This window comes from Mesorhizobium sp. B2-6-1, assembly GCF_006440475.1.
Taxonomy (GTDB): Bacteria; Pseudomonadota; Alphaproteobacteria; order Rhizobiales; family Rhizobiaceae; genus Mesorhizobium.
In genome coordinates, this window is record NZ_VFUH01000008.1 from 12,031 (window position 1) to 38,629 (window position 26,599).

Consider the following 26,599-nt stretch of genomic DNA (forward strand, 5'->3'; position numbering starts at 1 on the left):
GATTATCCCTTCACGGCGCCGGCGGTGAGGCCGGTGACGAGATAGCGTTGCAGGAAGCCGAAGAAGATGCAGACCGGGATCAGCGCCAGGATCGACGCCGCCATCATCTGCCCCCAGTCGACGGCGAACTTGCCGATGAAGGTGAGCAGGCCGACGGCGAAGGTCTTCTTGTCATCGCTGGAGATCAGCATCAGCGCGAACAGGAGTTCGCTCCAGGCAGCGGTGAAGACAAAGCCGAGCGTGGCGCCCATGCCGGGTAGCGTCAGCGGCACGATCACCCGGCGCATCGCCTGCGCGCGTGTGCAGCCGTCGATCATCGCCGCCTCCTCCAAGTCCTTCGGTATGCCGTCGAAGAAGGACTGCATCAGGAAGGTTGCAAACGCGGTATTGAAGGCGGTGTAGATGATGATCAGCCCGGTCAGGCTGTTGATCAGGCCGATCTGGCCCATCACGCGATAGATCGGTGGAATGACCATGACTAGCGGGAAAGTCTGGGTCAAAAGCAGCATCAGCGCCAGTGCCGCCTTGCCGCGAAAGGTGAAGCGCGACATGGCATAGCCGGCAAGCGTCGCGATGACAGTCACCAGTGCAGCCGTCGAAACCGAGACGATGACGCTGTTGAGGAAATAGCGCGGAAAGTCGGTCGCCTCGAGCACGGTGACGAAGTTCTGCAACGTCATCTGCGACGGCCAGAAGGTGATGCCTTCGGAATAGAGAAGCCGTTCCGGCGTAACCGATATCTTCAGCGTCCAGAAGATCGGGAACAGGGCGAAGATCACATAGGCCGCGATGGCCGCATAGAGCCCGACGCCGCCGAAGAAGCGCTGCGAAGATGAGCGTCCCGCAATCATCAGACGTGCCTCACCAGGGAGCGGCGGATGGCGATCAGCGCGATCGCATAGGCAATGAGCAGGACGAGCAGCAGCACGGCAACCGCCGATGCGTAGCCCTTGTCCAGCGACTTGAAGGCGCTGACATAGATGTAGACCGGCACCGTGTTGGTCGACCCGGCCGGCCCGCCCTCGGTCATGACGAAGATCAGGTCGGCGAAAGTGGCGATCCAGATGGTACGCAGCATCACCGTGATGGCGATGGTCGGCGCCAGGAACGGCAGCGTCACCTTGGTGAAGCGTTGCCAAGGCGAGGCGCCGTCGATCGCTGCCGCCTCATGCAGTTCCGAGGGAATGGATTTCAGTGCCGCCAGCAACGTGATGGCAAAGAACGGGATGCCGAACCAGACATTGGCGACGATCGGCCCCCACATGGCGGTCGAGGGATCGGAGAGAACGTTGGTCGGCTCGGCCTTCAGCCCCAGCGCGAACAGCCAGTGCGGCAGCGGCCCGATGATCGGATTGAACAGCCATGCCCATGTCAGGCCCGACAGGAAGGACGGCACCGCCCAGGGCAGGAACACCAGCGCCTGCACCACCTTGCGGCCCCGAAACGGCTTGTCGAGCAGCAGCGCCAGGCCAAGGCCGAGGAAGAACTGGAAGAACAGGCTGGAGAGCGTCCACCACAACGTATTGACCAGCGCCTGGCCGAGCACGGCATCCGACAGCATCGCCTGGTACTGGCCGAGCCCGACATATTCCGACTTGAAGGCCGAAAACTTACGGAACGAATAGCTGATGCCGATGACCAGCGGCACCAAAAGCACCACGACCAGCAGGATGATCGCCGGGCTGAGATAAAGCCAGGGTTCGGTGGCAGCGTGCGTCAGCCGCTTGCGGCGCGGCCTCCCGGCGGGTCGTATTTCGGAAACGGCATAGGTCATTTGGGCTCAACAGTGGTGAGTGGGTGCCGGCGAAGGCGACAGCACCCTTCTCCCATATACGGGGAGAAGATGCCGGCAGGCAGATGAGGGGCAGCGCCAGGCTGACAGAACGTAGCGCCGCCTCTCATCCGGCCCTATCGGGCCACCTTCTCCCCGTGAACGGGGAGAAGGAAGAAAAACTACTTCTTGTTCTTCGCCATCCAGTCCTGCTGTTCCTTGGTCAGGAAGGCGGCCCATTGGTCGGCAACCTCCTTGGCCGTCTTTTGGCCCAGCAGCACTTCCTGGAAATTCTTGATCGCCACCTGGTCGACGAAATTGCCGAGATTCTCCAGATGCGTCGGCGGCGTCACCATTTCATATTTGGCGCTGTCGCTGAGCTCCGTGAACCAGCCCTTGAACTGCTCGGTCTTGAAATGCGGATCCTGGTCGGCGCCGTTGTGGATCGGGACGACGCCGACTTCCTTGGCCCATTCCAGATTGTCCTTGGGCGAGAGCAGCGTCGCCATCAGCTTCCAGGCGTCGTCCTTGTGCTGCGAATTGGCGAACATTGCCCAGCCGGCATAGCCGAGCGTCGGATAGGACTTGCCGCTCGGCCCGACCGGCAGCGGCGCCACGGCGAAGTCGTCTGCGCTCATCTTGTCGGCTATACCCAGCAGCGCATCCGGATCCTGGTTGAGCATGGCGCAGGTGCCGGAATAGAAGCCGGTGACGGTTTCGTTGAAACCCCAGCTCACCGCATCCTTGGGCGCCAGGCCCTGCTTGTACATGTCTGCCAGCATCTGCAGGCCCTTGACCGAGCCCTCCTCGTTTATGGTCGACGTGCCGTCTTCGTTGAAGTAGCCGCCCTTGCCGGCGGCGATGTTCATGAACATGTGCATGCCGTTGAAGGCGCCGGGCCCGCCGCGCAGGCAGTAGCCGTATTTGCCGGGCAACGCCGAGATCTTCTTGGAATCGGCGACGAACTCGTCGAGCGTGGCCGGCGGGCCGTCGAGGCCGGCTTCCTTGAACAGCTTCTTGTTCCAGAACAACGCGTTCACATAGTAGCCGTAAGGGATCATGAACTGGGTGTTGTTGACGGTCGAGCCGAACTGCTTGGCACGGTCGCCGAGCGTCTTGGCGTCGTCCCACTTGGCCATGTACGGGCCGAGATCCTCGAGCTGGGCATTGTTGGCGTAGAGGCCCATCCAACGTTCCGGCATCTCGACCACGTCGGGCGTATCGCCGGCCTGCACCATGGTCAGGAATTTCTCGAAGGCCTGGCCCCAGGGCAGCGAGACCAGCTCGACTTTGATGCCGGGATTGGCCTTTTCGAATTCGGCGATCTGCTTCTTCAGGAACTCCGTGCGCGGCGGGCTGGTGATGACTTCGACCATTTTCAGGGTCGAATCGGCCAGCGCGTTTCCGGCGGAAATTGCCAATCCCGCGGCTGTGGCAAGCATGGCGGTCAGTTTTTTCATCTTCAAGACTCCCATTTTGAAGCGGCTTGTTATTTTCTGGCTTTTTCGAAGGCCTGCGCCACGTCGGCCCACAGGTCCTCGACATTCTCCAATCCGACATTGAAGCGGATGGTTCGGGGGCTGACGCCGAAGCGCGCCATCGAATTCAGTCCCGGCGTCTGCTCCAGCGACGCCTTGGCGGGCACGACCAGGCTCTCATGGCCGCCCCAGCTCACGCCGATGCGGAAATATTTCAACGCATCCACGAAGACAGGGATGTCGATATCCTCGGTGACCTCGAAGGAGAACAACCCCGCGTAACCAGCAAGCGTCGCCTTGCCCGGATGGTTCGAATAGGCGGGGTGGTTGACGCGCTCGACATTGCCGTGCGCCTTCAGCCGTTCGGCGATGGCAAGCCCGCTCTTCATGTGGTGCGGCAGGCGCAGCGGCAGCGTGCGCAGCCCGCGCAGCAAGAGCCAGGCCTCGAAGGGCGAAAGCTTGCCGCCGAGATAGGAATAAGTCTGCTCGTTGATGTGCTTGATGTGGGCGGCCGAGCCTGCCACCACGCCGGCGACCGTATCGCTATGGCCGCCGAGATATTTCGAAGCCGAATGCAGCACCAGATCGACGCCATGCGTGATCGGCTTCTGGAACACCGGTGTCGCCCAGGAATTGTCGATCGTGGTGACGATGCCCTGCTCCTTCGCCAGCCGGGTCAGGTGAGCCAAGTCCTGCAACTCGAACATCATCGAGGTCGGGCTCTCCAGATAGAGCAGCCTGGCGCCCGGAAGGGCCGCCGCCACCGCATCCGGATCGGAGCCGTCGACATAGTCGACCCTGATGTTGAGCCGCGGCAAAAGCCGCTCGAACAGCCGATAGGCATCACCATAGCAATTGCGCACCGCAACGATGCGCTCGCCGGCGCCGACGAAGGCGAGCACCGTGGCGCTGATCGCCGCCATGCCGCTGGAAAAGCCGCGCGCGGCCTCGGCGCCCTCGAGCGCGGCGACGCGTGCCTCGAACTCCATCACCGTCGGATTGTCGCCGCGCGAATAGATCGGCTGCTTCCGTTTGCCGGCAAAAGTATCCGCCATCTCGGCATAGTTGGCGAAGGTGAACAGCGATGTCTGGTAGATCGGCGGCACCACCGCCCCACCGGGGAAAGGTTCGTCATGCGCCAGAAGCGTCGCCGCCTCGGCAAGATAGTCGTGATCGAAACCTGAGGGATGCTCGTTCATGTCTGGCTCGAAAGTTTGAGTTTGGCGGCGCCGCGCTTGAGATCGTCCTCGACGGTGGCGATCAGCTTGAGCGCTTCGGCGCGGGCGCCGTGCGGGTCGCGCGCGGCGATGCGCTCGTAAATGGTCCGATGATAGGGAAAACTGGCGTGGCCGAAATCGCGCACGCCCAGCGGATGCTCCCAGAAGCGGTGGAACAATTCGTGCATGGCGGCGATGATCTGTTCGAACAGCGGGTTGCCGGAAACCCTGTAGATCGCCTGGTGGAACTCCCAGTCCTCTTCCGAAGACATGCCCTCGCGCGTGCGGAACGCCTGCTCCATGATGTCGAGCTTGCGCTCGATTTCGGCGATATCGGTCTGGCTCGCGCGTTCGGCGCAAAGGGCGGCGGCTTCCGCCTCCAGCGCGCGACGGATTTCAAGCGTCTGCATCAGGCTGGTGAAGTCGTTGCCGCCCGCAAGCGTCAGCGGCAGATGCAACATGTCCGGCGAAACGGCTGCCTTGAGATAGGTGCCGCTGCCTTGCCGGCGCTCGACCAGCCCGAGCCCTTCCCAGCGCGTCAGCGCCTCGCGCACCGTGTTGCGGCTGACCTTCAGCCGCTCGGCCAGGATGCGTTCCGTTGGCAGCCGCTCGCCCGGCTGGAGGGCCTCGGCACGAACAAAGCCTACCAACGCCTTCAGCACGGCGTCGTCACGCGCCGTCGTCTGAATAGGTGGCAGGCTGTTTTGATCCACGCGCGTTCCAAGTGGTCCAATGGTCCAACCAATTTCTGCACAGATGGTACCTCCTGTCAACGGGATGTCAGGAGACCTAGCACCGTAAAAGCTCGCAACGCATGACAAGCACGCGTTTGCGGGCGATGCGCCAGGCCGGCCTCGACCCTGCTACGCCACAGCAGCGGGCGGCCCGAACCAGGTGGTCAGCGCATCGGCCAGTCCCTGTTGGCTTCCGGAACCAACCCATGCCACGTACCCGTCGGGGCGGATCAGCACCGCGTCGGGCCCGGCGACGGCCCCGAGAACTGGCAGCTCCCAGTCGCCGTCGTACACGGCGTCGACCTGCTGGACCCGATCCGCCCACGGCTTGATGTCAAGTCTGCCGGGCGTGCCGAGGTTGATCAGCACCGGCCGGGCATGGTGCAGCAAGGTAAACAGCCGCACCGGCCCGCTGGCGGTGAGCAGATCGAGGTCGGGTATTCGCCACCCAAGCAGCGCGTGCCCCTCCCCGAGGTCGTAGTGGACACCCAGGCCGGACATCTCTGCGGCGATTCGTTTGCGTGGTTCATCCATGGCGAGCAGTTCGGCGATGGTGTCGCCCAGGGCTTTGGTGCGATCATCCATGCGGCGAAGCGCGACCTGCGCCATCGTGTTGCGCAACACGCGGGCGGCGACCGGATGGCGCTCGGCATGGTAGCTGTCGAGCAGACTGTCCGGTGATGCCCGTTTGACGACCTGGGCCAGCTTCCATCCCAGGTTGACCGCGTCCTGCACGCCGATGTTGAGGCCCTGTCCGCCCATTGGGGGATGGATATGCGCAGCGTCGCCGGCCAGCAGGACACGTCTGTCGCGGTAAGCGGCAGCCTGGCGCGTCATATCGGTGAAACGAGAGAGCCAAGTCGGACTGTGGACGCCGAAATCGGTGCCATAGACAACGGTGAGCGCCTCGCGGAGATCGTCCAATGTCGGTTCACCACCGATGATCAGTTGTTTCTCGGTCAGCACGATGCCCAACCGGTCGCCGTCCTCGATCTTGCCTATCGCATGGGTTCCGCGGGCGTCGCTGCGAAAGCCCAATGGCGGTTCTTCCGACTTCTCGACCTCGGCGATCATCCAGCTCATCGTCGGATCCCATCCAGCGAATTCGATGCCCGCCGCCTTGCGGATCGTGCTGCGTCCACCGTCGCATCCGACGAGGTACTGCGCCTTCATCCGTCGGCCATCGGAAAGCCCCACATCCACGCCACTGTCGTCCTGCATGAAATCCGTGACTTCCTGTCCGCGATGGATCGGCACCCCCAATTCGCTGATCCAGTCGGCCAATATCCGCTCGATGTGGTTTTGCCGCAGCGCCAGCAGATAGTTGTGCCGGGTGGGAAAGTCGCTGATGTCCAAACGGATCATGTGGAAGCCGACGGTCGGGAAGCATCGCCCCTGGCAGAGGAACCGGTCGGCGATCCCGCGCTGGTCGAGCACCTCGATTGTGCGTGCGTGCAGGCCACCCGCGCGCAAGCCAATCAGCTGCTGGGTCGGGCGCCGCTCGACAATGGCGACGTCGATGCCCGCCAATGCGAGTTCGCCTGCCAGCATCAATCCTGTCGGGCCGCCCCCGGCGACAATCACCGCATGATTTCGACGCGATCCATCTGTCGGTGCACGCATTCCCGTCACTCCGCTCCCATTGGCTAGGGCCGCGGTTTTACGGGAGGAACCCGGGCTTGAAGCAAGCCCCTTGGGCGCCATATGTATGAAGTGAGGAGCAACGCCCTCCGCCGGATGGCAAGAGAGCGTGCGCCGCAGCTCTTCACATCGTGGCTCGCCTTTTACAGTCCAAATGCTGTCGATATCCTGTGCGCAAAAAGCTCCTCATATCCGGAGCTTGGCGCAGAATCCTGATGCTATTTTGAAAGGGGGCCGGTCGGCGTTTGGCAGCGGTACGAGGAGGCCACTATGTGCCAGCGCCGGCCGGCCGACCCCACGGACCCAGGAGATGCGGCGGACCTGAGCATCATGGGGTATTTTTTGATCGACCCGGCTGTCTGTCCTCGTGCCGGCGTCGCTCTGTCTGTGGCCGCACATTTGCGCAAGAGCTTATGAAAATCAACAGTTTCTTAACCAAGCCTCGTGAATCGCTTGGATTAAGGTAAATGGGTAACCTTGCCGGATTGACGGATACTCTTACCCGGTCCGTCAGGCAGCCTTGGCGACGACGCGGTTGCGGCCACCGCTCTTGGCTTCATAGAGCGCCAGATCGGCGCGTTTCATCAGCGCCGCCACCGTATCCACCCCCTTCAGCACCGACGACACGCCGACGCTGACGGTGACCTCGATGGCCTTGCCGTCAGGCCCGATGACGAACGGCATCTGGGCGATTTCGGCGCGGATGCGTTCGGCCACCTTTTCGGCGATCGCTCCATCGGTGTCAGGCATGACCACTACGAACTCCTCACCGCCGAACCGGCAGGCCAGATCGATGCCGCGCACGTTCTTGCGCAGCCGCCGCGCGAATTCCCGCAGCACCTCGTCGCCACCGTCATGGCCGTGCGTGTCGTTAATCGACTTGAAGCGATCGAGGTCGGTGATCATCACCGACAGCGGCCGACGCCGCGCCACGGCGCGGTCGAACAGCGTCTGGAGATGGCTGTCGAGATAGCGGCGGTTGTGCAGCCCGGTCAGCCCGTCGGTCACCGCCATTTCGATCGTCTGCGTCACGCTGGCGCGCAATTGGTCGTTGTAGCGCTTGCGGCGCACCTGGGTGCGCAACCGCGCCGTCAGTTCCTGCTGGTCGATAGGCCGCATCAGATAGTCGTTGATGCCGAGTTCGAGACCACGGATGATGCGCTCCTCCTCGCCCTCCTCCGCCAGCAGGATGATCGGCAGGAAGCGTGTGCGATCGAGCGAGCGCAGTTGCGAGCAGAGCCGAAGCGGATCGAAATCGGCGAAGCTCGTCGAGATCATCACGCATTCATAGGGCGTCTCCGCCGCCTGGAAGAAGCCGGCATGCGGATCGCTGGCGACATCCAGGTCAGCACAGTCGCGCAGCATCTTCTGGACGCGCTCGATCGACGATTTGCGCTCATCGATCAGAAGCACTTTCGGCGTCGTGTCCTCGGAGGCGAAATTGCGGCTGAGCAACTCTTCGATGCCGATGTTGCGCGTGGTCGAAGCGCGCAGCCGCAACTCGTCGGTCAGCGACTTCAGCCTGACGAGGCTCTTGACGCGCGTCATCAGTTGCAGGTCGTTGACGGGTTTGGTCAGGAAATCGTCGGCGCCGACCTCAAGCCCGCGCACCCTGTCGGAAACCTGGTCGAGTGCGGTGATCATTACCACTGGAATATGCGACGTCGCCGGATCGCTCTTCAGGCGGCGGCAGACCTCGAAGCCGTCCATGTCCGGCATCATGACGTCGAGCAGCACGACGTCGACCTTGCCGTTCTCGCAGGTCTCGATCGCATCCGGGCCGTTGGTGGCGGTCAACACCTCGAAATATTCGGCCAGCAGCCGAACCTCCAGCAGCCTGACATTGGCAGGGATGTCGTCGACGACGAGAATCCGAGCGGTCATTTCACAAGGCTCCGGCTTTGGCGGCAAGGTGCATCAGGAATCACCCAGGTAAGACTTGATGGTTTCGATGAAGCGCGGCACCGAGATCGGCTTGGAGATATAAGCCTCGCAGCCGCCCTGGCGGATGCGCTCCTCGTCGCCCTTCATCGCGAAGGCGGTGACGGCAATGACCGGGATGACGTGCAGGTCGTCGTCTTCCTTCAGCCATTTCGTCACCTCCAGCCCAGACACTTCAGGCAACTGGATGTCCATCAAAATGAGATCCGGCCGGTGCTGACGCGCCAGATCGAGCGCTTCCAGACCGTTGCGGGTGCGAACTGTCTCGTAACCGCTTGCTTCGATGAGGTCCCGAAAGAGCTTCATGTTGAGCTCATTGTCCTCGACGATCATGACCTTCTTAGGCATCGATATCCCGTCCCGGCCGCTGTTTCGCTCGAACGCGGCCGTTATGCGCCCTTCCGGGACGCACCAAACCCTGGTCGACTCTACGGCAATATGATTGACGAAACGGAAACCTGCGGCGAGAAAAGCTGCTCCGTTTCCACCTCGGGTCCCGCACTGAAGAGGTAACGACTTGCCGCAAGCGACGCTTGCCATTACTGCGGAAGAGACTCACATTCCGCATACCCTGAAAGGTAGTGATGGCAAACGCAGCGTCAATGCGCGAAGAGGCCGAAACCATTGCCGTGAAGGCTCTGGCCTTCGTCGCCTCTGATCCCGAACTGCTGCCTCGCTTCCTGGCGATCACCGGCATCGAGGCGCATTCGATCCGCAAAGCTGCCGGCGAGCCGGGATTTCTGGCCGGTGTGCTGCAGTTCGTTCTCGCCCACGAACCCACATTGCTGCGTTTTGCTGAGGAAACCGGCACGCCACCGGCCTCCGTCGGCAAGGCGTTGCGCGCGCTGCCGCTGGGCGACGATAACCACGAGCATTCCATATGAGTGACGATCCCAAGGCGGCGCCCCGATCGCCAGGTCGAGCGAAGTCTGACTCTTGTCGCCCGGTTTGAGCGACAAGCATAAAACGAAGGCTTGAGGCGCGTCGCGCCAATCCGTTCGAAGGCGACGCGCTTTGGTGAGCCGAGTGGCTACGGTGTCGGATCCGCCTGGTCCGTCTCGTCGCCGCCATCGTCAATGCTGTCGTCCTCGGCAGGATCGGCCGGCTTCAGCATGACGCCATTGACAATGACCGAACCGTCCGGCTTGGCGTTGACGACCCATTCCATGCGGCCGTCCGTCAAGGTCTTGCCGAACCCTTTCACCATCAGGGCCACAGGCACGTACTGCGCCACCTCCGGTTCCGATTTCGCCGCTTCCTGCAAGCCCTCGACGATCTTGTCGAAGCCGGCCACGTCCACCGTCACATTGGCTTCCGGCTTCTCGCCAGGAAAAGTCATTTCGCCTTCCAAGGCAATTTCGGTATCCTTGTTCTTGATGGTGCTATGGCCAATGACGACCTTCGGCGTCTTGGCCATGAAGTCGGTTTTGAGCTGCTCTCCGAATTCGGCCGACAGCGGCGGGTTCTTGTTAAGATCAAAGGCTTCGATTGCCTTCTTCGCCATGCTGTCGAGATCGATATTGGCGCCGCCGAAGTTCAGGTCGATATCGGTCGGCAGCAGCGCCATGCTCCAGCTCGGCAGAAGCTGCTGCGGCACGGTCAACCCCGACGCCTTGATCCCGTAGCCGAGCGTACCGCTGTGGGCGACGCCATCCATTCCGAAGGCGGTGCTGAGCTGCGCCGCGCCGAACGTGCCGACCGGGCTCTCGACCGCGAAATTCTTGAACCCGTATGTCCCGTCGATGCGCTCCCACACAGGAAGCGCGGCGAGCAGAAGCGATTTGAGCTGCGCCTGGTTGGCTTTCAGCGTGGCTTCATTCTCATTGGCGACGGCAAATGCCAGGAGATCGAGCAGCGGCTTGGTCTGCACGCCCTTGCCTTTGGCATCCACCGACAGTTCCGGTGATTTGACGGTGACCGGGAATTTCAGTCCGCTTTCGGGATCGTCGAATTTGATCGCCTCGACAAAGTTCGACACTTTTTGCGACAACGCGAAATCGACCCCGCCATTGGCAGCCTTGGTGGCGGCCATGGTCGCGGTGCCGCCGTCGGCGCTGACTTCCATGTGCTGCTTGGCATCTTGCGACACCATCGTCATGCCCGCCATCGAACTGGTGCCGCTGGTAAAGGCCGCCAGATTGGGGTCGTAGACACCGGAACCCTTACCGTCCTTGATAGAAAATTGCGTGCTCTGCAGCCCCTGTGGCCCGTTGAACTCGAAGGAGGCGCTGTGCGAAAGATCCATCGAGACATCCCAGGTCCCGTCGCTGCGCGGCTTGACCAGCAGGGCGTAGGGCGCAAAGTCGAATTTCAACAGCTTCTGGTCGGGCAAGGTGCCGGCGAGCGCCTTGAAATCGAACATGATCTTGTAGGCGCCGCCTTCGACCGAGACCTTCAGGATGCCCTTGTCGAGGGCCTGTTTGCCGACATAGCGGGACAGGTTCTCGGATAGCTGCTTCGCACCCTGGCTGTCGACGCTCTGGCCGAAAGCGGGCGCGCTGAGCAGAAGCGCGGTAAAGGCGATTGGCAACATCCGGTTCACGTAGAATTCTCCGTTTGGTCGAAAAGGCAAAATCGTCTCCTACTTCTGGTAGGGAAAGACCGTCACAACTGCAAGACGGCGAAGTTCAGGCGCTCGGCTCCAGCACCAGCCGCATCAACGGCCGGCCCGCCTTGCGTTCCAGGAGCCGCTCGAACCCGGCCTTCTCGAACACGCGCGACGAGCCCACGAACAGCCCGATGGAGCGTGAATCCTTCGACAGGTCTATCGGGCAGGCTTCCACCATTCGCGCGCCGTTCCTGCGGGCGAAATCGATGCCGCCTTCGACCAGGCGATGGCTGATGCCCCGGCCCCGTGCCTTGGCGCGGATGAAGAAACAGGAAATTGCCCAGACGCTCGGATCCGATGCGTCCGCGGGATCGACCGGAGCCGAGCCCCGGCCCCGGTTGTTCCACTCGGGCACGTCGGCGCGCGGCCCGATCTGCATCCAGCCGACTGCCTTGCCGTCCTCGAACGCCAGCATGCCCGGTGGCGGGCCTGCTTCGATGCGCGCCCTGATGTGGTCTTTGTTGCGTTCGCGGCTGCTTTCGCGACGAGCCGCCGGCGCCAGCCGGAAATGCGTGCACCAGCAGCCGTAGCAGGCGCCCTGCTTGCCGAAGAGATCTTCGAATTCAGGCCAGAGCTCAGGCGCCAGCGGCACTATGGTCGTGCTCATGCGTTCTCCCCAGGCCAAGCTTGTCGCTAGCCTTGCACTGTCGTACCATTGTGTTTGTTCTCTTTATGTTCGCAGCGATGGCGGCTCCTGTCAATAATCCTGATCACGGTTTCTGCCGCGACTGCCTGGCCTTTCAGCGCAGCGACGCCAGGCGCTGCGAGCGATGCGGCAGCCCCAGGCTTGCCCGTCATCCCGAGCTGTACCGGCTGCATCTGGCCCATATCGACTGCGACGCTTTCTATGCGGCAATCGAAAAACGCGACAACCCGGCGCTGAAGGACAAGCCGCTGATCATCGGCGGCGGCAAGCGCGGCGTCGTCTCCACCGCCTGCTACATCGCCCGGATAAGGGGCGTGCGTTCCGCCATGCCCATGTTCAAGGCGCTCGAGGCTTGCCCCGAAGCGGTGGTTATCCCGCCCAATATGGAAAAATACGTGGTCGTCGGGCGCGAGGTGCGCGCGATGATGCAGGCGCTGACGCCGCTGGTCGAGCCGCTCTCGATCGACGAGGCGTTTCTCGACCTTGCCGGAACCGAACGGCTGCACGGCCTGCCGCCGGCGGTGGTGCTGGCCCGTTTCGCGCTGGCCGTCGAGAAGGAGATCGGCATCACCGTTTCGTCAGGTCTGTCCTACTGCAAGTTCCTGGCTAAGGTGGCGTCGGATTTCCGCAAACCGCGCGGCTTCTCGGTCATCGGCGAAGCGGAAGCCGTGGGTTTCCTCGCCGCACAGCCGGTGAGCATGATCTGGGGGGTCGGCAAGGCATTCAACGCCACGCTCGAGCAGGACGGCATCCGCACCATCGGCCAGCTCCAGAAGATGGACCGTGGCGACCTCATGCGCCGCTATGGCGTGATGGGCGACCGGCTTTACCGGCTCTCGCGCGGCGAGGACGTCCGCCGCGTCGATCCCGACCAGGACGCCAAGAGCGTATCGGCCGAAACCACTTTCGACACCGATATCGCTTCGCTGGACGAGCTGGTCTCGGTGCTGCGGGGCCTTTCGGAAAAGGTCTCGGCGCGGCTGAAGAAATCCGGCATCGCCGGGCGCACGGTGGTGCTCAAGCTGAAGACGCAGGATTTCAAGATCCGCACCCGCAACCGCCAGCTCGGCGACCCGACCCGGCTCGCCGACCGTATCTTTTCGACCGGGGTCGAGCTGCTGCGCAAGGAAACCGACGGCACCAAATACCGGCTGCTCGGCATCGGCGTCAGCGATCTTTCCGCCGATGACAAGGCCGATCCGCCCGATCTGGTCGATATCCGGTCGCGCAAGCGGGCCATGGCCGAAGGCGCCATCGACGCGCTGCGCGACAAGTTCGGCCGCAAGGCGGTGGAAACCGGCTATACGTTCGGCAAAGGCCGCGACACCCACCCGCCAGAGCCGCTGGAAGACTGATAATGGATATCAGCTGTCGAGATTTAGGTGCGCTGCAGATCGATCCTGCTTGTCACCATGCTCTTGCCGGTTTTCGGATCAGTGTCGATCACCGTCAGCCGCATGCCGTTCTCGCCTCGTTTCTCGACCTTCATCTGCGCCTTTCGGTCACCATTGACCTCCTTGGCCCAACGGATGCCGAGATTGATCGCGTTGCCCGAACGGGTGCCGTTCAATTGCGCAGGCCCGGTACGAGACCCGACATAAGTGCCGCTATATTTCGCTCCGGCAGTCCTCAGGTCCGCGCTGATGGCGCGCGTCACCACGATAAGCCCTCGGCAATTGCCATCGAGCGACAATGAGGTCGACGTCGCGTTTGACCTGAACGTGCAGGACACATTCACCGTCGGCGCGTCGGTAGTCACCTTGACGATGCCCTTGCCGGTGAAATTGCCCTTGAACGACTGGAGAAATCTGGACTCGTCGGCACGTGCCGCGCCTGCCGTGACCAACAGGCAGCCAGCAAGCGCAAATTGCGCAAATGATCTCATCGAAATTCTCCTATCGACATTGAAAGGCACCTGCGAAGCACTTCCGATGTTCGGAACTCAACGCCCCCTGCCGTGCCAGGTTCCGCCTTCAACATGACTGTTTTGCAACATCCGGCTGGCCCAGAAGAATGCGGCTGCTAGCGGTTGCGGCAAAAGCCACGGCCTGCGACATAGCGGAAATGGCACCCACCCCTTCCATCCCCAAGGCCGCGTTCTGGATGGCGCTGTCGATCGCCTCGTTCCTGGCGATGTCGGTCGCGGGCCGCGCCACCACGGCCGAGCTCAACGTTTTCCAGGTGCTGGAGCTGCGCTCGGTGATCGGCTTTTTCATCCTGCTGCCGCTGGTCATGCAAAATGGCGGCTTTGCCGCCATGCGCACTGGGCGCCCCCTCGCCCATGTCACGCGCAACGTGGTTCACTATACCGGCCAGGCGGCGTGGCTCTACGCCCTGACGCTGATCCCTTTGGCGGTGCTGATCTCGATCGAATTCACGACGCCGATCTGGACGGCGATCCTTGCGGTCACCTTTCTCGGCGAAAGGCTCACCCGGCCGAAGCTCGGCGCCGTGGCGCTCGGGCTGATCGGTGTCGTGATCATCGTGCGCCCAGGCGTCGGCTCGGTCGATCCGGGACATCTGGTCGTGCTGGGCGCGGCAATGTGCTTCGGCATCTCGCTGGTCCTGGTCAAGTCGCTGACGCGGACCGACAGCGTTGTGCGAATCATCTTCTGGATGTTGATCATCCAGTCGGTGCTCGGCCTGGTCCCGGCGCTCTACGAATGGCGCAACCCGTCGCTCGAGCTGTGGCCGTGGATTCTGCTGATCGCCTTCACCGGCATGTCGTCGCATTTCTGCATGGCCTGGGCGCTGAGCTACGCCGATGCCACCGTCATTTCGCCGATGGATTTCCTGCGCGTGCCGCTGTCGGCATTGATCGGCTGGCTGCTCTACCAGGAGCAGATCGACGCCTTCACCGCAGGCGGGGCATTGCTGATCCTGATGGGCAATATGCTCAACCTGCAGCGCCGGCAGCCAAAGCCGGCGCAAGCGGCGGCATCGTAGCGCGCCTCAATCGCCCCTCAATCACCGCTGTCGGGTATGTTGAGGAGGTGGCCGCAGGCCTTGCAGTGAACGGCGTCCGGCTCGTGCCGTTGCAGGCCGCATTGCGGACAGGGAAAGAACACCTTGGCCGGTCGGAAGATCGCCTGCGCCAGCCTGACGAACAGCGATATGCCGATGATCATGGTCACGATCGCCGTCAGTTTCCCCGCCATTCCCGGCAGCACGATGTCGCCGAACCCGGTCGTGGTCACCGTCGCGACGGTGAAGTAAAGCGCGTCGATGTAGCTTTCCAGCCCCGCTCCGCTGCGGAAGAAGAACGTGTAGACGAAACCGGTGATCACGAAGAGGAACGTCAAGAGATTGATCACCGCGTGGCTCGCTTCGCGCCAGGGCCGCAGGCCCTGCATCTCGAAATGCCGCCAGAGCGAACCGCTGCGCGACAGCGACCACAGCCGCAGAATGCGCAGAAAGCCGAGATTGGCGAGCGCGGTCGGCATCAGCAGCGTCAAAAGGATGAAAATGTCCACCCAGGAGGTCGGCTGCTTCATCAGCCGCAGCATGTCGTTCGAGGCAAGCAGCCTGGCAACCAGGTCGGCGGCGACCAGAGCCGCCACCGTATAGTCGAGCCACAGGAATGAGGCCGACTGCTGGATGACGGGCGTAGCGATGAAGAAGGCAATGATGGCAAGGTCGATGATGACCGCAACCAGCTGAAAACGAAAAGCCGCCGGCGTGCGGCCGTGGTAGAGCTTGCGCAGCGTGTCGCGCAGCCGCGCCATTGTGGAACGGTCCTGCAATCCGTCGCTGTCTTTCGTCTTCATGGCAATTGCGGTGACTTGAGCGGCGGATGCCGCCCGGCGGATTGCCACCAGTCCCCTGAAGGGGCGATCACACCAGCTCCACTTCGACCACGCCTGGCACGGCGCGCATCGCCGAGGCGATTTGCGGCGAGACGCGGTAGCCCCCCTGCAGGGCAATCTCCACCTCGCCCTGCGCTTCTTCCTTGATAACGATGATGCTCACCTGACTTTCACCGCGCTGGGTAAGCTGCGACTGAATGATCGAGGCAGGCGCATCGTTTCTGACGAAGATGCGCAGCGCCTTCTGGATGCGGCTGGCCTCGTCCTCAAGCGACTGCACGGTCTGGATGCGCAGGTTGACGCCCTCCGGCCTGTCCTCCGCCGCCACGGTGATGACCACGGAGCGGCCCGGCTCCAGCATGTCGCGATACTGCGCCAATCCTTCGGAAAACAGTACCGCCTCATACTGGCCGGACGTGTCCGAGAACTGCACCACGCCCATCTTGTTGCCGGTCCGCGTCTTGCGCTCCTGCTTGGTGGTCACGGTGCCGGCGAGGCGCCCTGCGGTGGCACCGCGCTTGACCGCGGCCGAAAACTCCGCCCAGTTCTGCACCCGCATCTTCTGCAGCGCCGCCTTGTACTCGTCCAGCGGATGGGCGGAGAGATAGAAACCGACCACCTGGAATTCGCGGTGCAGGCGGTCGGCGGCGAGCCACGGTTCGGTCACGGGCAAGTTGAGCGCCTGCGACTGTGCCCCTAGAGACGCGCCGAAAATGTCGGCCTGGCCTGAGACGGCGTTCTGCTGCGCCAGTGACGCCAGCCCCATCATCCGCTCGACGCCAGCCATCATCGCGGCGCGGTCATGGCCGAAACAGTCTAGCGCTCCGGCCATGATCAGGCTTTCGAAGACGCGCTTGCCGACGATTTTCGGATCGACCCTCTCGCAGAAATCGGCCAGGCTCTTGAACGGCTTCTCGCCGCGCATGGCGACGATATGCTCCACCGCCGCGTCGCCGACTCCCTTGAGCGCGGCCATCGAATAGTAGATGCGGTTCTCGCCGACCTCGAAGGGACGAAAGCTTGATATCACCGACGGTGCCACCACCTCGATGCCGAGGCGCAGCGCATCCTGGCGGAAATCCGCGAGCTTGTCGGTGTTTCCCATGTCGAGCGTCATCGACGCCGCCAGGAACTCGACCGGATAATGCGCCTTGAGATAGGCGGTCTGGTAGGAGACGACGGCGTATGCGGCCGCGTGCGATTTGTTGAAACCGTAGTCGGCGAACTTGGCTAGCAGGTCGAAGATGAAGTCGGCCTGCGGCTTGGCCACGCCGCGCTCGACCGCGCCCGAGACGAAGCGCTCACGCTGCTTGTCCATCTCCGCGCGGATCTTCTTGCCCATGGCGCGGCGCAAAAGATCGGCTTCGCCCAGCGAATAGCCGGACAATTCCTGCGCGATCTGCATCACCTGTTCCTGGTAGACGATGACGCCTTGCGTCTCCTTCACCAGATGGTCGATCTTGGGATGGATCGACGCCATCTCCTCCTCGCCGTGCTTCCTGGCGTTGTAGGTCGGGATGTTCTCCATCGGCCCCGGCCGGTACAGCGCCACCAGCGCGATGATGTCCTCGATGCAGTCGGGCCGCATGCCGATCAGCGCCTTGCGCATGCCGGCACTTTCCACCTGGAACACGCCGACCACTTCGCCGCGCGACAGCATGGCGTAGGTCTCGGGGTCGTCGAGCGGTATCGTCGCAAGATCGATGTCGATGCCGCGGCGGCGTATCAGCTTCACCGCCGTCTCCAGCACCGTCAGCGTCTTCAGGCCGAGAAAGTCGAACTTCACCAGCCCGGCCTGCTCGACATATTTCATGTTGAACTGGGTGACCGGCATGTCCGAACGAGGATCGCGGTACATCGGCACCAGCTCCGACAGCGGCCGGTCGCCGATGACGATGCCGGCGGCGTGCGTCGACGCATGGCGATAAAGCCCTTCCAGCTTCTGTGCCATGTCGAGCAGCGTCTGGACGATCGGCTCCTTTTCGGCCTCCTCGGCAAAACGCGGCTCGTTGGCGATGGCGTCCGCCAGTTTTACCGGATTGGCCGGGTTCTGCGGCACCATCTTGGACAGCTTGTCGACCTGGCCGTAAGGCATTTGCAGCACGCGACCGACGTCGCGCAGCACGGCGCGGGCTTGCAGCGTTCCAAAGGTGATGATCTGGCCGACCTGGTCGCGTCCATATTTCTGCTGGACATAGCGGATCACCTCTTCGCGGCGGTCCTGGCAGAAGTCGATGTCGAAATCGGGCATCGACACGCGGTCCGGATTGAGGAAGCGCTCGAACAGCAGCGAGAAACGCAGCGGATCGATGTCGGTGATGGTGGTGGAATAGGCGACCAGCGAGCCCGCACCCGAGCCGCGCCCCGGCCCGACTGGAATGCCTTGCGACTTGGCCCATTTGATGAAGTCGGCAACGATCAGGAAGTAGCCTGGGAATTTCATCTTCTCGATGATGCCGAGCTCGAACTCGAGCCTCTCGCGGTATTGCTCGACCGTATAGCCCGGCGTCGGTCCGTGCGCGGCAAGCCGGGCCTCCAGCCCTTCACGCGCCTGGCGGGCAAGTTCGGCGGCCTCGGCCTTCTCGGCTGCGTCCTTGTCCGACGCGTCGCCGCCGGTAAAGCGCGGCAGGATCGGGCTGCGGGTTTTCGGATAGTAGGAGCAGCGCAACGCGATCTCGACCGTGTTGTCGATCGCTTCCGGCAGATCGGCGAACAACGCTGCCATCTCAGCCTGGCTACGCAGGAAGTTATCCGGTGAAAGCCGGCGGCGATTGTCCACGGCGACGACCGAGCCCTCCGCTATGGCGATCAGCGCATCATGCGCGTCATAATCGTCGCGCGAGGAGAAGAACGCCTCGTTGGTGGCGACGAGCGGTAGTTCGTGGGCATAGGCGAGATCGATCGTGGAATGTTCTATCAGCCGGTCGTAACCGGAAACTCGTTCCAGTTCGACATAGAGCCGATCGCCGAACAGGGCTTTCAGGGTCGACAGCCGGGTCTCCGCGAGATCGCGTCGATCCTCCTTCAGAGCCGCGCCGATAGGGCCGCGGGGACCGCCGCTGAGGCAGATCAACCCGTCGGTCTGGCCCTCCAGCATCTCGCTGGTCAGATGCACCGCCTCGCCGGGCGGCGTCTCCAGATAGACGCGGCTCACCAGCCTGACCAGATTGGAATAGCCGGCCTCGGTCGCCGCGATAAGCACGACTGGCCGCATCTCGGGCCCCTGCCGCCGGCGGTCGCGCTGGCCGTCGACATTCTCGCCGGAAAAGGCGAGCGCGATCTGGCAGCCGATGATCGGCTGGATGCCGTCCTTCACCGCCTTCTGCGCGAATTCGAGCGCGCCGAACAGATTGTTGGTGTCGGTGACCGCGATTGCCGGACACTCGTCCTTGACCGCATGGCCGACGATCTTGCCGAGTTGGAGCGCGCCTTCCAGCAGCGAATAGGCCGAGTGGACGCGAAGATGCACGAAAGGACGCGCCGGCGCTTCTGGCGCCGCCGCCTTCACTGCCGCTTCGCGCAGCAAGGGGTCGCGTGGAAGTCTGTCATCCGCCATGGTTTTTCGCGTTTCCCGAAGGACTTGAGTCGATCAAGATGTATTGTCCGGCACCGGGCGATGCCAGTCCAGCACAAACGAACATCGGCCACAGGCTTCCGCCCGCCCTCGCTTCAGGCGAATTCCATGATCACCGCGTCGACGGCCAGGCTGTCGCCCGGCTTGACGTTGAGTTTCGCCACCACGAGATCGCGCTCGGCGCGCAGCACGTTCTCCATCTTCATCGCCTCGACGACGGCCAGAGTCTCGCCGGCCTTGACCTCCTGGCCTTCGGCGACGGCGATCGAAACGACGAGGCCGGGCATGGGACATAGCAGCAGGTTGGACGTGTCGGGCGCCAGCTTTTCCGGCATCAGCCTTTCCAGCACGGCAATGCGCGGCAGCATGGCGCGCGCCGTCACCGAAAGCCCTTTCCAGGCGATGCGAAGGCCGTTTGGCGCGGGGCGCAGTTGCGCCACCATTTCGTGCCCGCCGACGCTGCCGCGCCAGACCAGTTCGCCCGGCCGCCAGGCCGACGAAACCGTCAGCGGCTTGCCGCCCTCGATGGACAAGTCGACTTCCATCGGAATGGAGATCATGCCCTCCAGGATGGACGCGGACAGATAGTCCTTGCCAATTTTCACCACCCAGTCACGCTTGAGTGCCCCCGAATGCGGCGCCAAGCGCCCGCCCAGCCGGTCGAGTCGGTCGCGGCGCAGCAGTTCGACCACGGTGGCGACCGCCGCCAACACGGCCTTGTCGTCATGGTCGGGCAGGATCGGCGCAAAGCCGTCGGGATATTCCTCCGCGATGAATCCGGTCGAAATCCGCCCTTCCCGCCAGCGCGGATGCTGCATGAGCGCCGCCAGAAAAGGGATGTTGTGCTCGATGCCGTCGACGACAAAACTGTCCAACGCTTCGGACATCGCGTCGATTGCCTCCAGCCGGGTCGGCGCCCAGGTGCACAGCTTGGCAATCATCGGGTCGTAGAACATCGAAATCTCCGATCCCTCGGTGACGCCGGTGTCGTTGCGGATGATGACGTCGCCGACTTGCCCTTCCTGCGGCGGTCGATAGCGCGTCAGGCGGCCGATCGACGGCAGGAAATTGCGATACGGATCCTCGGCATAGAGCCGGCTCTCCACCGCCCAGCCATTCAGTTTCACGTCGCTTTGCTTCAAGGCGAGCTTCTCGCCGGCGGCCACACGGATCATCTGCTCGACCAGATCGATACCGGTGACAAGCTCGGTCACCGGATGCTCGACCTGCAATCGTGTATTCATTTCAAGGAAATAGAAGTTTTTCTCAGCGTCGACGATGAATTCCACCGTGCCGGCGCTCTGGTAGTCGACGGCCCTGGCCAGCGCCACCGACTGCTCGCCCATGGCCTTGCGCGTCCTGGCATCGAGGAAAGGCGATGGCGCCTCCTCGGCCACCTTCTGGTTGCGGCGCTGGATCGAGCATTCGCGCTCGCCGAGATAGAGCGCGTTGCCATGCGCGTCGGCCAGCACCTGGATCTCGATGTGGCGTGGATCGACGATGAACTTCTCGATGAAGACGCGGTCGTCGCCGAACGAGCTCTTGGCCTCCGAGCGCGCGCGGTCGAAGCCGTCGCGCACCTCGGCCTGGTTCCAAGCGATGCGCATGCCCTTGCCGCCGCCGCCGGCCGAGGCCTTGATCATCACGGGATAGCCGATCTCTCCGGCGATCTTCTCCGCGTGGTCGGCGTTCTCGATGACGCCGAGCCAGCCGGGAACCGTCGAAACATTGGCGGCGTTGGCGAATTTCTTCGATTCGATTTTGTCGCCCATCGCCTTGATGGCCTTCGGCTTCGGCCCGATGAAGACGATGCCCTCCTTCTCCAGCGCCTCGCAGAAGGATGCGCGCTCGGACAGGAAGCCATAGCCGGGATGCACGGCCTGAGCGCCGGTCGCCTTGCACGCCGCGATGATTTTCTCGGGCACGAGATAGCTCTGCGCGGCTGGCGACGGTCCGATATGCACCGCCTCGTCGGCCATCTCGACATGCACGGCATCGCGATCGGCGTCGGAATAGACAGCGACCGTGGCGATGCCCATCTTGCGCGCGGTCTTGATGACGCGGCAGGCTATCTCGCCACGGTTGGCGATCAGGATTTTGGTGAACATGCGGGCAAATTCCCCTCCGGCGGACGGTCCAGTTCTATGGATTATGTCACCATGTCTCAAGTACCGTGTGCGTGGCGCGAACGCCTGCGGTCAAGGGTGTGCTACCTGCGTCAAGAAAGCCGATATTTCGTCTCATCTGGCGGTTGATGAGCAGGCCAAAACCTGAAAGCCTGAGCGCAAAATCGCGTTGGAGGATTGCCAGATGAAAACCCGCGCCGCCGTTGCCGTTGCCGCCGGAAAGCCGCTTGAGATCATGGAGGTCGACCTTGACGGTCCGCGCGAGGGCGAGGTGCTGGTCGAGATCAAGGCGACCGGCATCTGCCACACCGACGAGTTCACGCTGTCGGGCGCCGATCCCGAGGGCCTGTTCCCGGCCATCCTCGGCCATGAGGGCGCCGGCGTGGTGGTCGATGTCGGCAAGGGCGTCACCTCGGTCAAAAAGGGCGACCATGTGATCCCGCTCTATACGCCCGAATGCCAGCAGTGCCCGTCGTGTTTGTCGCGCAAGACCAATCTGTGCACCGCCATCCGCGCCACGCAGGGCCAGGGCCTGATGCCTGACGGCACCTCGCGCTTCTCGATCGGGGGCGAAAAATTGTTTCACTATATGGGCTGCTCGACCTTCTCCAATTTCACCGTGCTGCCGGAGATCGCCGTTGCCAAAGTCAATCCCGACGCGCCCTTCGACAAGATCTGCTACATCGGCTGCGGGGTGACCACCGGCGTGGGCGCGGTCATCAACACCGCCAAGGTCGAGCAAGGCGCGACCGCGGTGGTCTTCGGCCTCGGCGGCATCGGGCTGAACGTCATCCAGGGCCTAAAACTTGCCGGCGCCGACATGATCATCGGCGTCGATCTCAACAACGACAGACGAGCCTGGGGCGAGCGCTTCGGCATGACGCATTTCGTCAATCCGAAGGAGATCGACGGCGACATCGTTCCCCATCTCGTCAACATGACCAAGCGCGGCGCCGACCAGATCGGCGGCGCCGACTACACGTTCGACTGCACCGGCAACACCAAGGTGATGCGCCAGGCGCTGGAGGCTTCGCATCGCGGCTGGGGCAAGTCGGTGGTCATCGGTGTGGCGGGCGCCGGCCAGGAGATCTCGACGCGGCCCTTCCAGCTGGTCACCGGGCGGACCTGGATGGGCACCGCCTTCGGCGGCGCGCGCGGCCGCACCGACGTGCCCAGGATCGTCGACTGGTACATGGACGGCAAGATCGAGATCGACCCGATGATCACCCACACGCTCAAGCTCGAGGACATCAACAAGGGGTTCGACCTCATGCATGAGGGCAAGTCGATCAGGAGTGTCGTGGTTTACTGAGGGCGGCCACACGCCGCGGGCAACGGGCCCGCGACCTCTGTGGCCAAAAATGGGAGGAGAAAAGCATGGCGGAAAAACTGCATCCGAAAATCGACAATGGTCTGCCCAGGGAGAGTGCGAGCTTTACCGGCGGCACGCTGGTCTGCGCCTGTACCAGCAATCCGGTCAAGGTGAAGGTCAAGGGCCAGATCGCCCACAACCACGCTTGCGGCTGCACCAAATGCTGGAAGCCCGAAGGGGCGGTGTTCTCGGTGGTGGCGGTAGCCGGTACCGGCGACGTCACCGTCGCCGAGAACGGCGACAAGCTGAAGGTGGTGGACCCGAGCGCGTTGATCCAGCGCCATGCCTGCACCGGCTGCGGCGTCCACATGTATGGACCCGTCGAGCGCGACCATCCGTTCAAGGGCCTGTCCTTCATCCATCCCGAGCGCTTCGAGGAGGATGGCTGGTCGCCGCCGGGCTTTACCGCCTTTGTCTCCTCGATCATCGAATCCGGTGTCGACCCGAGCCGCATGGACGGCATTCGCGGCCAACTGAAATCGATCGGCCTCGAACCTTATGACTGCCTCAACCCCGGCCTGATGGACTATATCGCCACCTGGACCGCCAAGAGGTCGGGAGCGCTTCCGGCCTGACGACCATGAGATTTGAGGCATGGGGCCGGACGGGTTGCCGGCCCCATGCTCATTTGGAGAGACAATGCCCGCACCCGCCATCCTCGTCGACGCAGACGCTTGCCCGGTCAAAGCCGAAGTCGAAAAAGTTGCCGAGCGCCACGGCGTCGTCGTCACCTATGTTTCCAATGGCGGCCTGCGCCCCTCCCGCGACCCCATGATCCGCAATGTCGTCGTGTCCAAGGGTGCCGACGCCGCCGACGACTGGATCGTCGAAAACGCAAAACCCAACGACATCGTGGTGACCGCAGACATTCCACTGGCCGCACGCACGGTGGCGCTCGGGGCCCATGTATTGGGGCCGACCGGACGTCCCTTCACGCCGGAAACGATCGGCATGGCGGTGGCGATGCGCGACTTGAAGCAGCATTTGCGCGAGACCGGTGAAAGCAAGGGCTACAATGCCAGCTTCGCACCGCAAGACCGCTCGCGGTTTCTCGGCGAACTCGACCGCATCTTGCGGCGCGCTCTAAAATCCGCCACACCGCAGTAGAAGCCCAGCGCCATTCGGAACCATCATGGCCGCCGAAATCCCCTCCAGCACGCCCATGCACCGGCACATGCTGTTCGCGGTGTCGGCTTGTGTCGGCGTCTTTGCGCTTCTGCTGGCGTTGCTGCTTCACGCGCCGCTCGCTTATTCGATCGGCGCCAACGCCTTTTTTGCCGCCTATGTCACGCTGGTGGTCGCCCAGATGCCCAAATTCACCGGCATCTATCTCAGCAAGAATGCGCGTGACACCGACCAGCCTGTGCTGGTCATCTTCGCCGTCACGCTGGTCGTCGTCGGCGTTGCCATCACAGCATTGTTCCAGTTGATCAACCAGAAAGGCAGTTCGAACGCGATGGAGCTCGGCTTCGCGCTGCTATCGATTCCCCTCGGCTGGTTCACCATCCACGCCATGGCGGCATTGCACTATGCGCATGTGTACTGGATGGACGGCGACCTGGTCGATGCCGGAACCAAGAAGAAAATCCCGGTCGGCGGCTTGCTGTTCCCCGGCGACAAACGGCCGGAAGGCTGGGATTTTCTGTACTTCTCGACGGTCATCGGCATGACGGCGCAGACCGCCGACACCAACATCTCGACAACCCATATGCGCCGCGTCGTGCTTGTTCATTCGATCCTGTCGTTCTTCTTCAACACGGTCATCGTCGCCGCCGCCGTCAATCTCGCCGTCAGCCTGGGCGGCCCTTGAGCTTCGATCTGATATTTTCGTGATCGATGAAACATCGGCTTGGCTGGCGACGTATCAGGAGGAGAATGATGCAGACAGCGGCCGCGCCGGATGGAACGGCCAGGAAGCGAGACCAGATGGAATCGGTTGCCATGAACCAACCCGCCGCCAGCGCGGACAGTGACGCTACGAAGGCCACGACATTGATCTACCGGCAATCGGCCTGGACGCGGCTGACGCACTGGCTGTGGGCCATCTCGCTCTTCTTCATGCTGCTTTCCGGCCTCCAGATCTTCAACGCCCGCCCGCAGCTCTATCTCGGCAAGCAGTCCGGCTTCGACTACAACAACACCGTCTTCGCTATCGGCGCCGAGAATACGAATGCCGGGCCGCGCGGCTATACCGAAATCCTCGGACACCGCTTCGACACGACCGGCGTGCTCGGCTGGTCTGGGCCGGCAGGACAAGAGACGCCCCGCGCTTTCCCGTCCTGGGCGACGATCCCGTCATACTACGACCTCGGCACGGCACGCGTCGTGCATTTCTTCTTCGCCTGGGTACTGACGACGACGCTGCTTGTGTGGCTGGTCGCCAGCCTGGTCAACGGCCACATCAGACGTGACCTCGCCCCTCGCCTGGACGATCTCAGGCGCCTACCGCAAGATATCGCCAATCACGCCAGGCTGAAATTCCACCACACGCGCGAATACAACACGCTGCAGAAAATGGCCTATGGCGGCGTGCTGTTCGTGCTGTTGCCGCTGATGATCCTCACGGGGCTCGCAATGTCGCCAAGCATGAATTCGGTGCTGCCGTTCCTCAACGACCTGCTCGGCGGCCGGCAGACGGCGCGCACCATCCATTTCACCGTCATGGTGCTGCTGGTCGCCTTCTTCACCATCCATATTCTGATGATCGTCGCCGCCGGCCCGATCAACGAACTGCGCTCGATCGTCACTGGATGGTATCGGACCGATCCGCCGGCCCATCACGCAAAATCCTCCGAAAGGAGCGCCTGACATGGCAAAATTCGAGATCAACCGCAGGAAATTCCTGACCGCGGCCAGCCTTGGCCTTTCCGGCATCACGCTTTCCGGCTGCGATGCTTTCGACAGCCAGCTCGGCGTGGGCGACGGCCTGCGCAGCTTCCTCGAAAACGCCAACGATCTCACACATCGCGCGCAACGTCTGCTCGCGGGCCGCGATTCGCTGGCGCCGGAGTTCACTGAAGCCGATATCCGTCAGCCGATGCGCCCCAACGGCGTGACGTCACCCGACGACGATACCTACAAGGCCCTGCTCGCCAACAACTTCGCAGACTGGCGGCTGGAGGTTTCGGGTCTGGTCGAAAAGCCGCTGTCGCTGACCCGCGAGCAGCTCATGAACATGCCGAGCCGAACGCAGATCACCCGCCATGATTGTGTCGAAGGCTGGAGCTGTATCGCCAAATGGACCGGCACGCCGCTGTCGCTGGTCCTCGACCAGGCGGTGGTCAAACCCGAGGCGCGCTACGTCATGTTCCATTGCCTGGACACGATCGACCGCAGCCTCTCGGGCGACATCAAATATTACGGCAGCATCGACCTCATCGACGCCCGCCACCCGCAGACGATCCTGGCCTACGGCGTCAACGGCAAGCCGCTGCCGGTCGAGAACGGCGCGCCGCTGCGTGTCCGGGTCGAGCGCCAGCTCGGCTACAAGATGCCGAAATATCTCTACAAGATCGAGCTGGTCGACGGCTTCGCCGCCTTAGGAGGCGGACGGGGCGGTTATTGGGAAGACAATGGCTACGACTGGTATGGCGGGATCTGATCGCAATCGGCACGATGCCGCCATTTTATTTTGCACGTCGCATGCAGGTGACAATCCGTCGTTGACGGGCTATGGATGACGAGT

The 26,599-nt window shown here is 62.8% G+C and carries 23 protein-coding genes; 9 read left to right on the forward strand and 14 right to left on the reverse strand.

What is annotated here, in order from left to right; genetic code table 11:
- Positions 1–2 precede the first annotated feature (2 nt).
- The 8 genes from FJ443_RS17370 to FJ443_RS17410 form a co-directional block, all read right to left on the reverse strand.
- Complete coding sequence (locus FJ443_RS17370) at positions 3–851, reverse strand: carbohydrate ABC transporter permease (RefSeq protein ID WP_140501552.1); 849 nt, start codon at positions 849–851, stop codon at positions 3–5.
- On the reverse strand, positions 851–1,774 hold the full coding sequence (locus FJ443_RS17375) for a sugar ABC transporter permease (protein WP_140518289.1): 924 nt from the start codon (positions 1,772–1,774) through the stop codon (positions 851–853). Before FJ443_RS17375 ends, FJ443_RS17370 begins: the two co-directional genes overlap by 1 nt.
- Before the next feature lie 179 nt (positions 1,775–1,953).
- Positions 1,954–3,231 (reverse strand): sugar ABC transporter substrate-binding protein, encoded by a 1,278-nt coding sequence (locus FJ443_RS17380; RefSeq protein WP_140562443.1) that lies wholly within the window; start codon positions 3,229–3,231, stop codon positions 1,954–1,956.
- A 29-nt stretch (positions 3,232–3,260) separates the two neighbouring features.
- Entirely contained in the window at positions 3,261–4,448 is a 1,188-nt protein-coding gene (locus FJ443_RS17385; protein WP_140555370.1) for a PLP-dependent transferase, read from the reverse strand.
- Positions 4,445–5,179 carry a FadR/GntR family transcriptional regulator gene (locus FJ443_RS17390; RefSeq protein WP_140501544.1) on the reverse strand — a complete coding sequence of 245 codons (735 nt, stop codon included), beginning with the start codon at positions 5,177–5,179 and terminating at the stop codon, positions 4,445–4,447. The genes FJ443_RS17385 and FJ443_RS17390 overlap by 4 nt, the downstream gene beginning before the upstream one ends.
- 150 nt (positions 5,180–5,329) lie before the next feature.
- Positions 5,330–6,823 (reverse strand): FAD-dependent monooxygenase, encoded by a 1,494-nt coding sequence (locus FJ443_RS17395; RefSeq protein WP_140562442.1) that lies wholly within the window; start codon positions 6,821–6,823, stop codon positions 5,330–5,332.
- Between the two features lie 528 nt (positions 6,824–7,351).
- Positions 7,352–8,725 (reverse strand): PleD family two-component system response regulator, encoded by a 1,374-nt coding sequence (locus tag FJ443_RS17405; RefSeq protein ID WP_140562440.1) that lies wholly within the window; start codon positions 8,723–8,725, stop codon positions 7,352–7,354.
- A 33-nt stretch (positions 8,726–8,758) separates the two neighbouring features.
- Positions 8,759–9,130, reverse strand: a complete 372-nt coding sequence (locus FJ443_RS17410; RefSeq protein WP_140501538.1) for a response regulator — start codon at positions 9,128–9,130, stop codon at positions 8,759–8,761.
- A gap of 236 nt (positions 9,131–9,366) precedes the next feature.
- Between FJ443_RS17410 and FJ443_RS17415 the strand changes: the two genes are divergently transcribed.
- Positions 9,367–9,666, forward strand: a complete 300-nt coding sequence (locus FJ443_RS17415; protein ID WP_140501536.1) for a DUF3572 domain-containing protein — start codon at positions 9,367–9,369, stop codon at positions 9,664–9,666.
- Between the two features lie 146 nt (positions 9,667–9,812).
- On the opposite strand, the gene FJ443_RS17420 is transcribed toward FJ443_RS17415, so the two are convergent.
- Complete coding sequence (locus FJ443_RS17420; protein WP_140665306.1) at positions 9,813–11,315, reverse strand: hypothetical protein; 1,503 nt, start codon at positions 11,313–11,315, stop codon at positions 9,813–9,815.
- Positions 11,316–11,409: 94 nt separating this feature from the next.
- A complete protein-coding gene (locus FJ443_RS17425) occupies positions 11,410–11,997 on the reverse strand; it encodes a GNAT family N-acetyltransferase (protein WP_140518294.1) in 588 nt (195 codons plus the stop codon).
- 65 nt (positions 11,998–12,062) lie between these two features.
- On the opposite strand from FJ443_RS17425, the gene FJ443_RS17430 reads away from it, so the two are divergent.
- A complete protein-coding gene (locus tag FJ443_RS17430) occupies positions 12,063–13,391 on the forward strand; it encodes a DNA polymerase IV (protein WP_140665047.1) in 1,329 nt (442 codons plus the stop codon).
- 23 nt (positions 13,392–13,414) lie between these two features.
- On the opposite strand, the gene FJ443_RS17435 is transcribed toward FJ443_RS17430, so the two are convergent.
- Positions 13,415–13,921: a hypothetical protein gene (locus tag FJ443_RS17435; protein WP_140665050.1), complete on the reverse strand. Its 507-nt coding sequence runs from the start codon at positions 13,919–13,921 to the stop codon at positions 13,415–13,417.
- A gap of 179 nt (positions 13,922–14,100) precedes the next feature.
- Here FJ443_RS17435 and FJ443_RS17440 point away from each other — a divergent pair, with 179 nt between their 5' ends.
- Positions 14,101–14,982 (forward strand): DMT family transporter, encoded by an 882-nt coding sequence (locus FJ443_RS17440; RefSeq protein ID WP_140501527.1) that lies wholly within the window; start codon positions 14,101–14,103, stop codon positions 14,980–14,982.
- A gap of 17 nt (positions 14,983–14,999) precedes the next feature.
- Here FJ443_RS17440 and FJ443_RS17445 read toward each other — a convergent pair whose 3' ends face one another.
- From FJ443_RS17445 to FJ443_RS17455, 3 genes are all read right to left on the reverse strand, one after another.
- Positions 15,000–15,803: a potassium channel family protein gene (locus FJ443_RS17445; protein ID WP_140665053.1), complete on the reverse strand. Its 804-nt coding sequence runs from the start codon at positions 15,801–15,803 to the stop codon at positions 15,000–15,002.
- 67 nt (positions 15,804–15,870) lie between these two features.
- Positions 15,871–19,398, reverse strand: a complete 3,528-nt coding sequence (gene dnaE / locus FJ443_RS17450) for a DNA polymerase III subunit alpha (protein ID WP_140562435.1) — start codon at positions 19,396–19,398, stop codon at positions 15,871–15,873.
- Positions 19,399–19,511: 113 nt separating this feature from the next.
- Complete coding sequence (locus FJ443_RS17455) at positions 19,512–21,524, reverse strand: acetyl/propionyl/methylcrotonyl-CoA carboxylase subunit alpha (RefSeq protein WP_140665056.1); 2,013 nt, start codon at positions 21,522–21,524, stop codon at positions 19,512–19,514.
- Positions 21,525–21,726: 202 nt separating this feature from the next.
- Between FJ443_RS17455 and FJ443_RS17460 the strand changes: the two genes are divergently transcribed.
- The 6 genes from FJ443_RS17460 (at position 21,727) to FJ443_RS17485 (ending at position 26,515) form a co-directional block, all read left to right on the forward strand.
- Positions 21,727–22,854, forward strand: a complete 1,128-nt coding sequence (locus FJ443_RS17460; RefSeq protein WP_140665060.1) for an S-(hydroxymethyl)glutathione dehydrogenase/class III alcohol dehydrogenase — start codon at positions 21,727–21,729, stop codon at positions 22,852–22,854.
- Positions 22,855–22,919: 65 nt separating this feature from the next.
- Positions 22,920–23,489: an S-(hydroxymethyl)glutathione synthase gene (gene gfa, locus FJ443_RS17465; RefSeq protein WP_140665063.1), complete on the forward strand. Its 570-nt coding sequence runs from the start codon at positions 22,920–22,922 to the stop codon at positions 23,487–23,489.
- A 64-nt stretch (positions 23,490–23,553) separates the two neighbouring features.
- The gene (locus FJ443_RS17470; protein ID WP_140495857.1) at positions 23,554–24,021 is read left to right on the forward strand and encodes a YaiI/YqxD family protein; all 468 of its coding nucleotides are present in this window, start codon (positions 23,554–23,556) and stop codon (positions 24,019–24,021) included.
- Between the two features lie 25 nt (positions 24,022–24,046).
- On the forward strand, positions 24,047–24,724 hold the full coding sequence (locus FJ443_RS17475; protein ID WP_140633496.1) for a DUF1345 domain-containing protein: 678 nt from the start codon (positions 24,047–24,049) through the stop codon (positions 24,722–24,724).
- Positions 24,725–24,840: 116 nt separating this feature from the next.
- Positions 24,841–25,722, forward strand: a complete 882-nt coding sequence (locus FJ443_RS17480) for a cytochrome b/b6 domain-containing protein (protein WP_140564213.1) — start codon at positions 24,841–24,843, stop codon at positions 25,720–25,722.
- 1 nt (position 25,723) lies between these two features.
- Positions 25,724–26,515 (forward strand): molybdopterin-binding protein, encoded by a 792-nt coding sequence (locus FJ443_RS17485; protein ID WP_140665067.1) that lies wholly within the window; start codon positions 25,724–25,726, stop codon positions 26,513–26,515.
- Positions 26,516–26,599 lie beyond the last annotated feature (84 nt).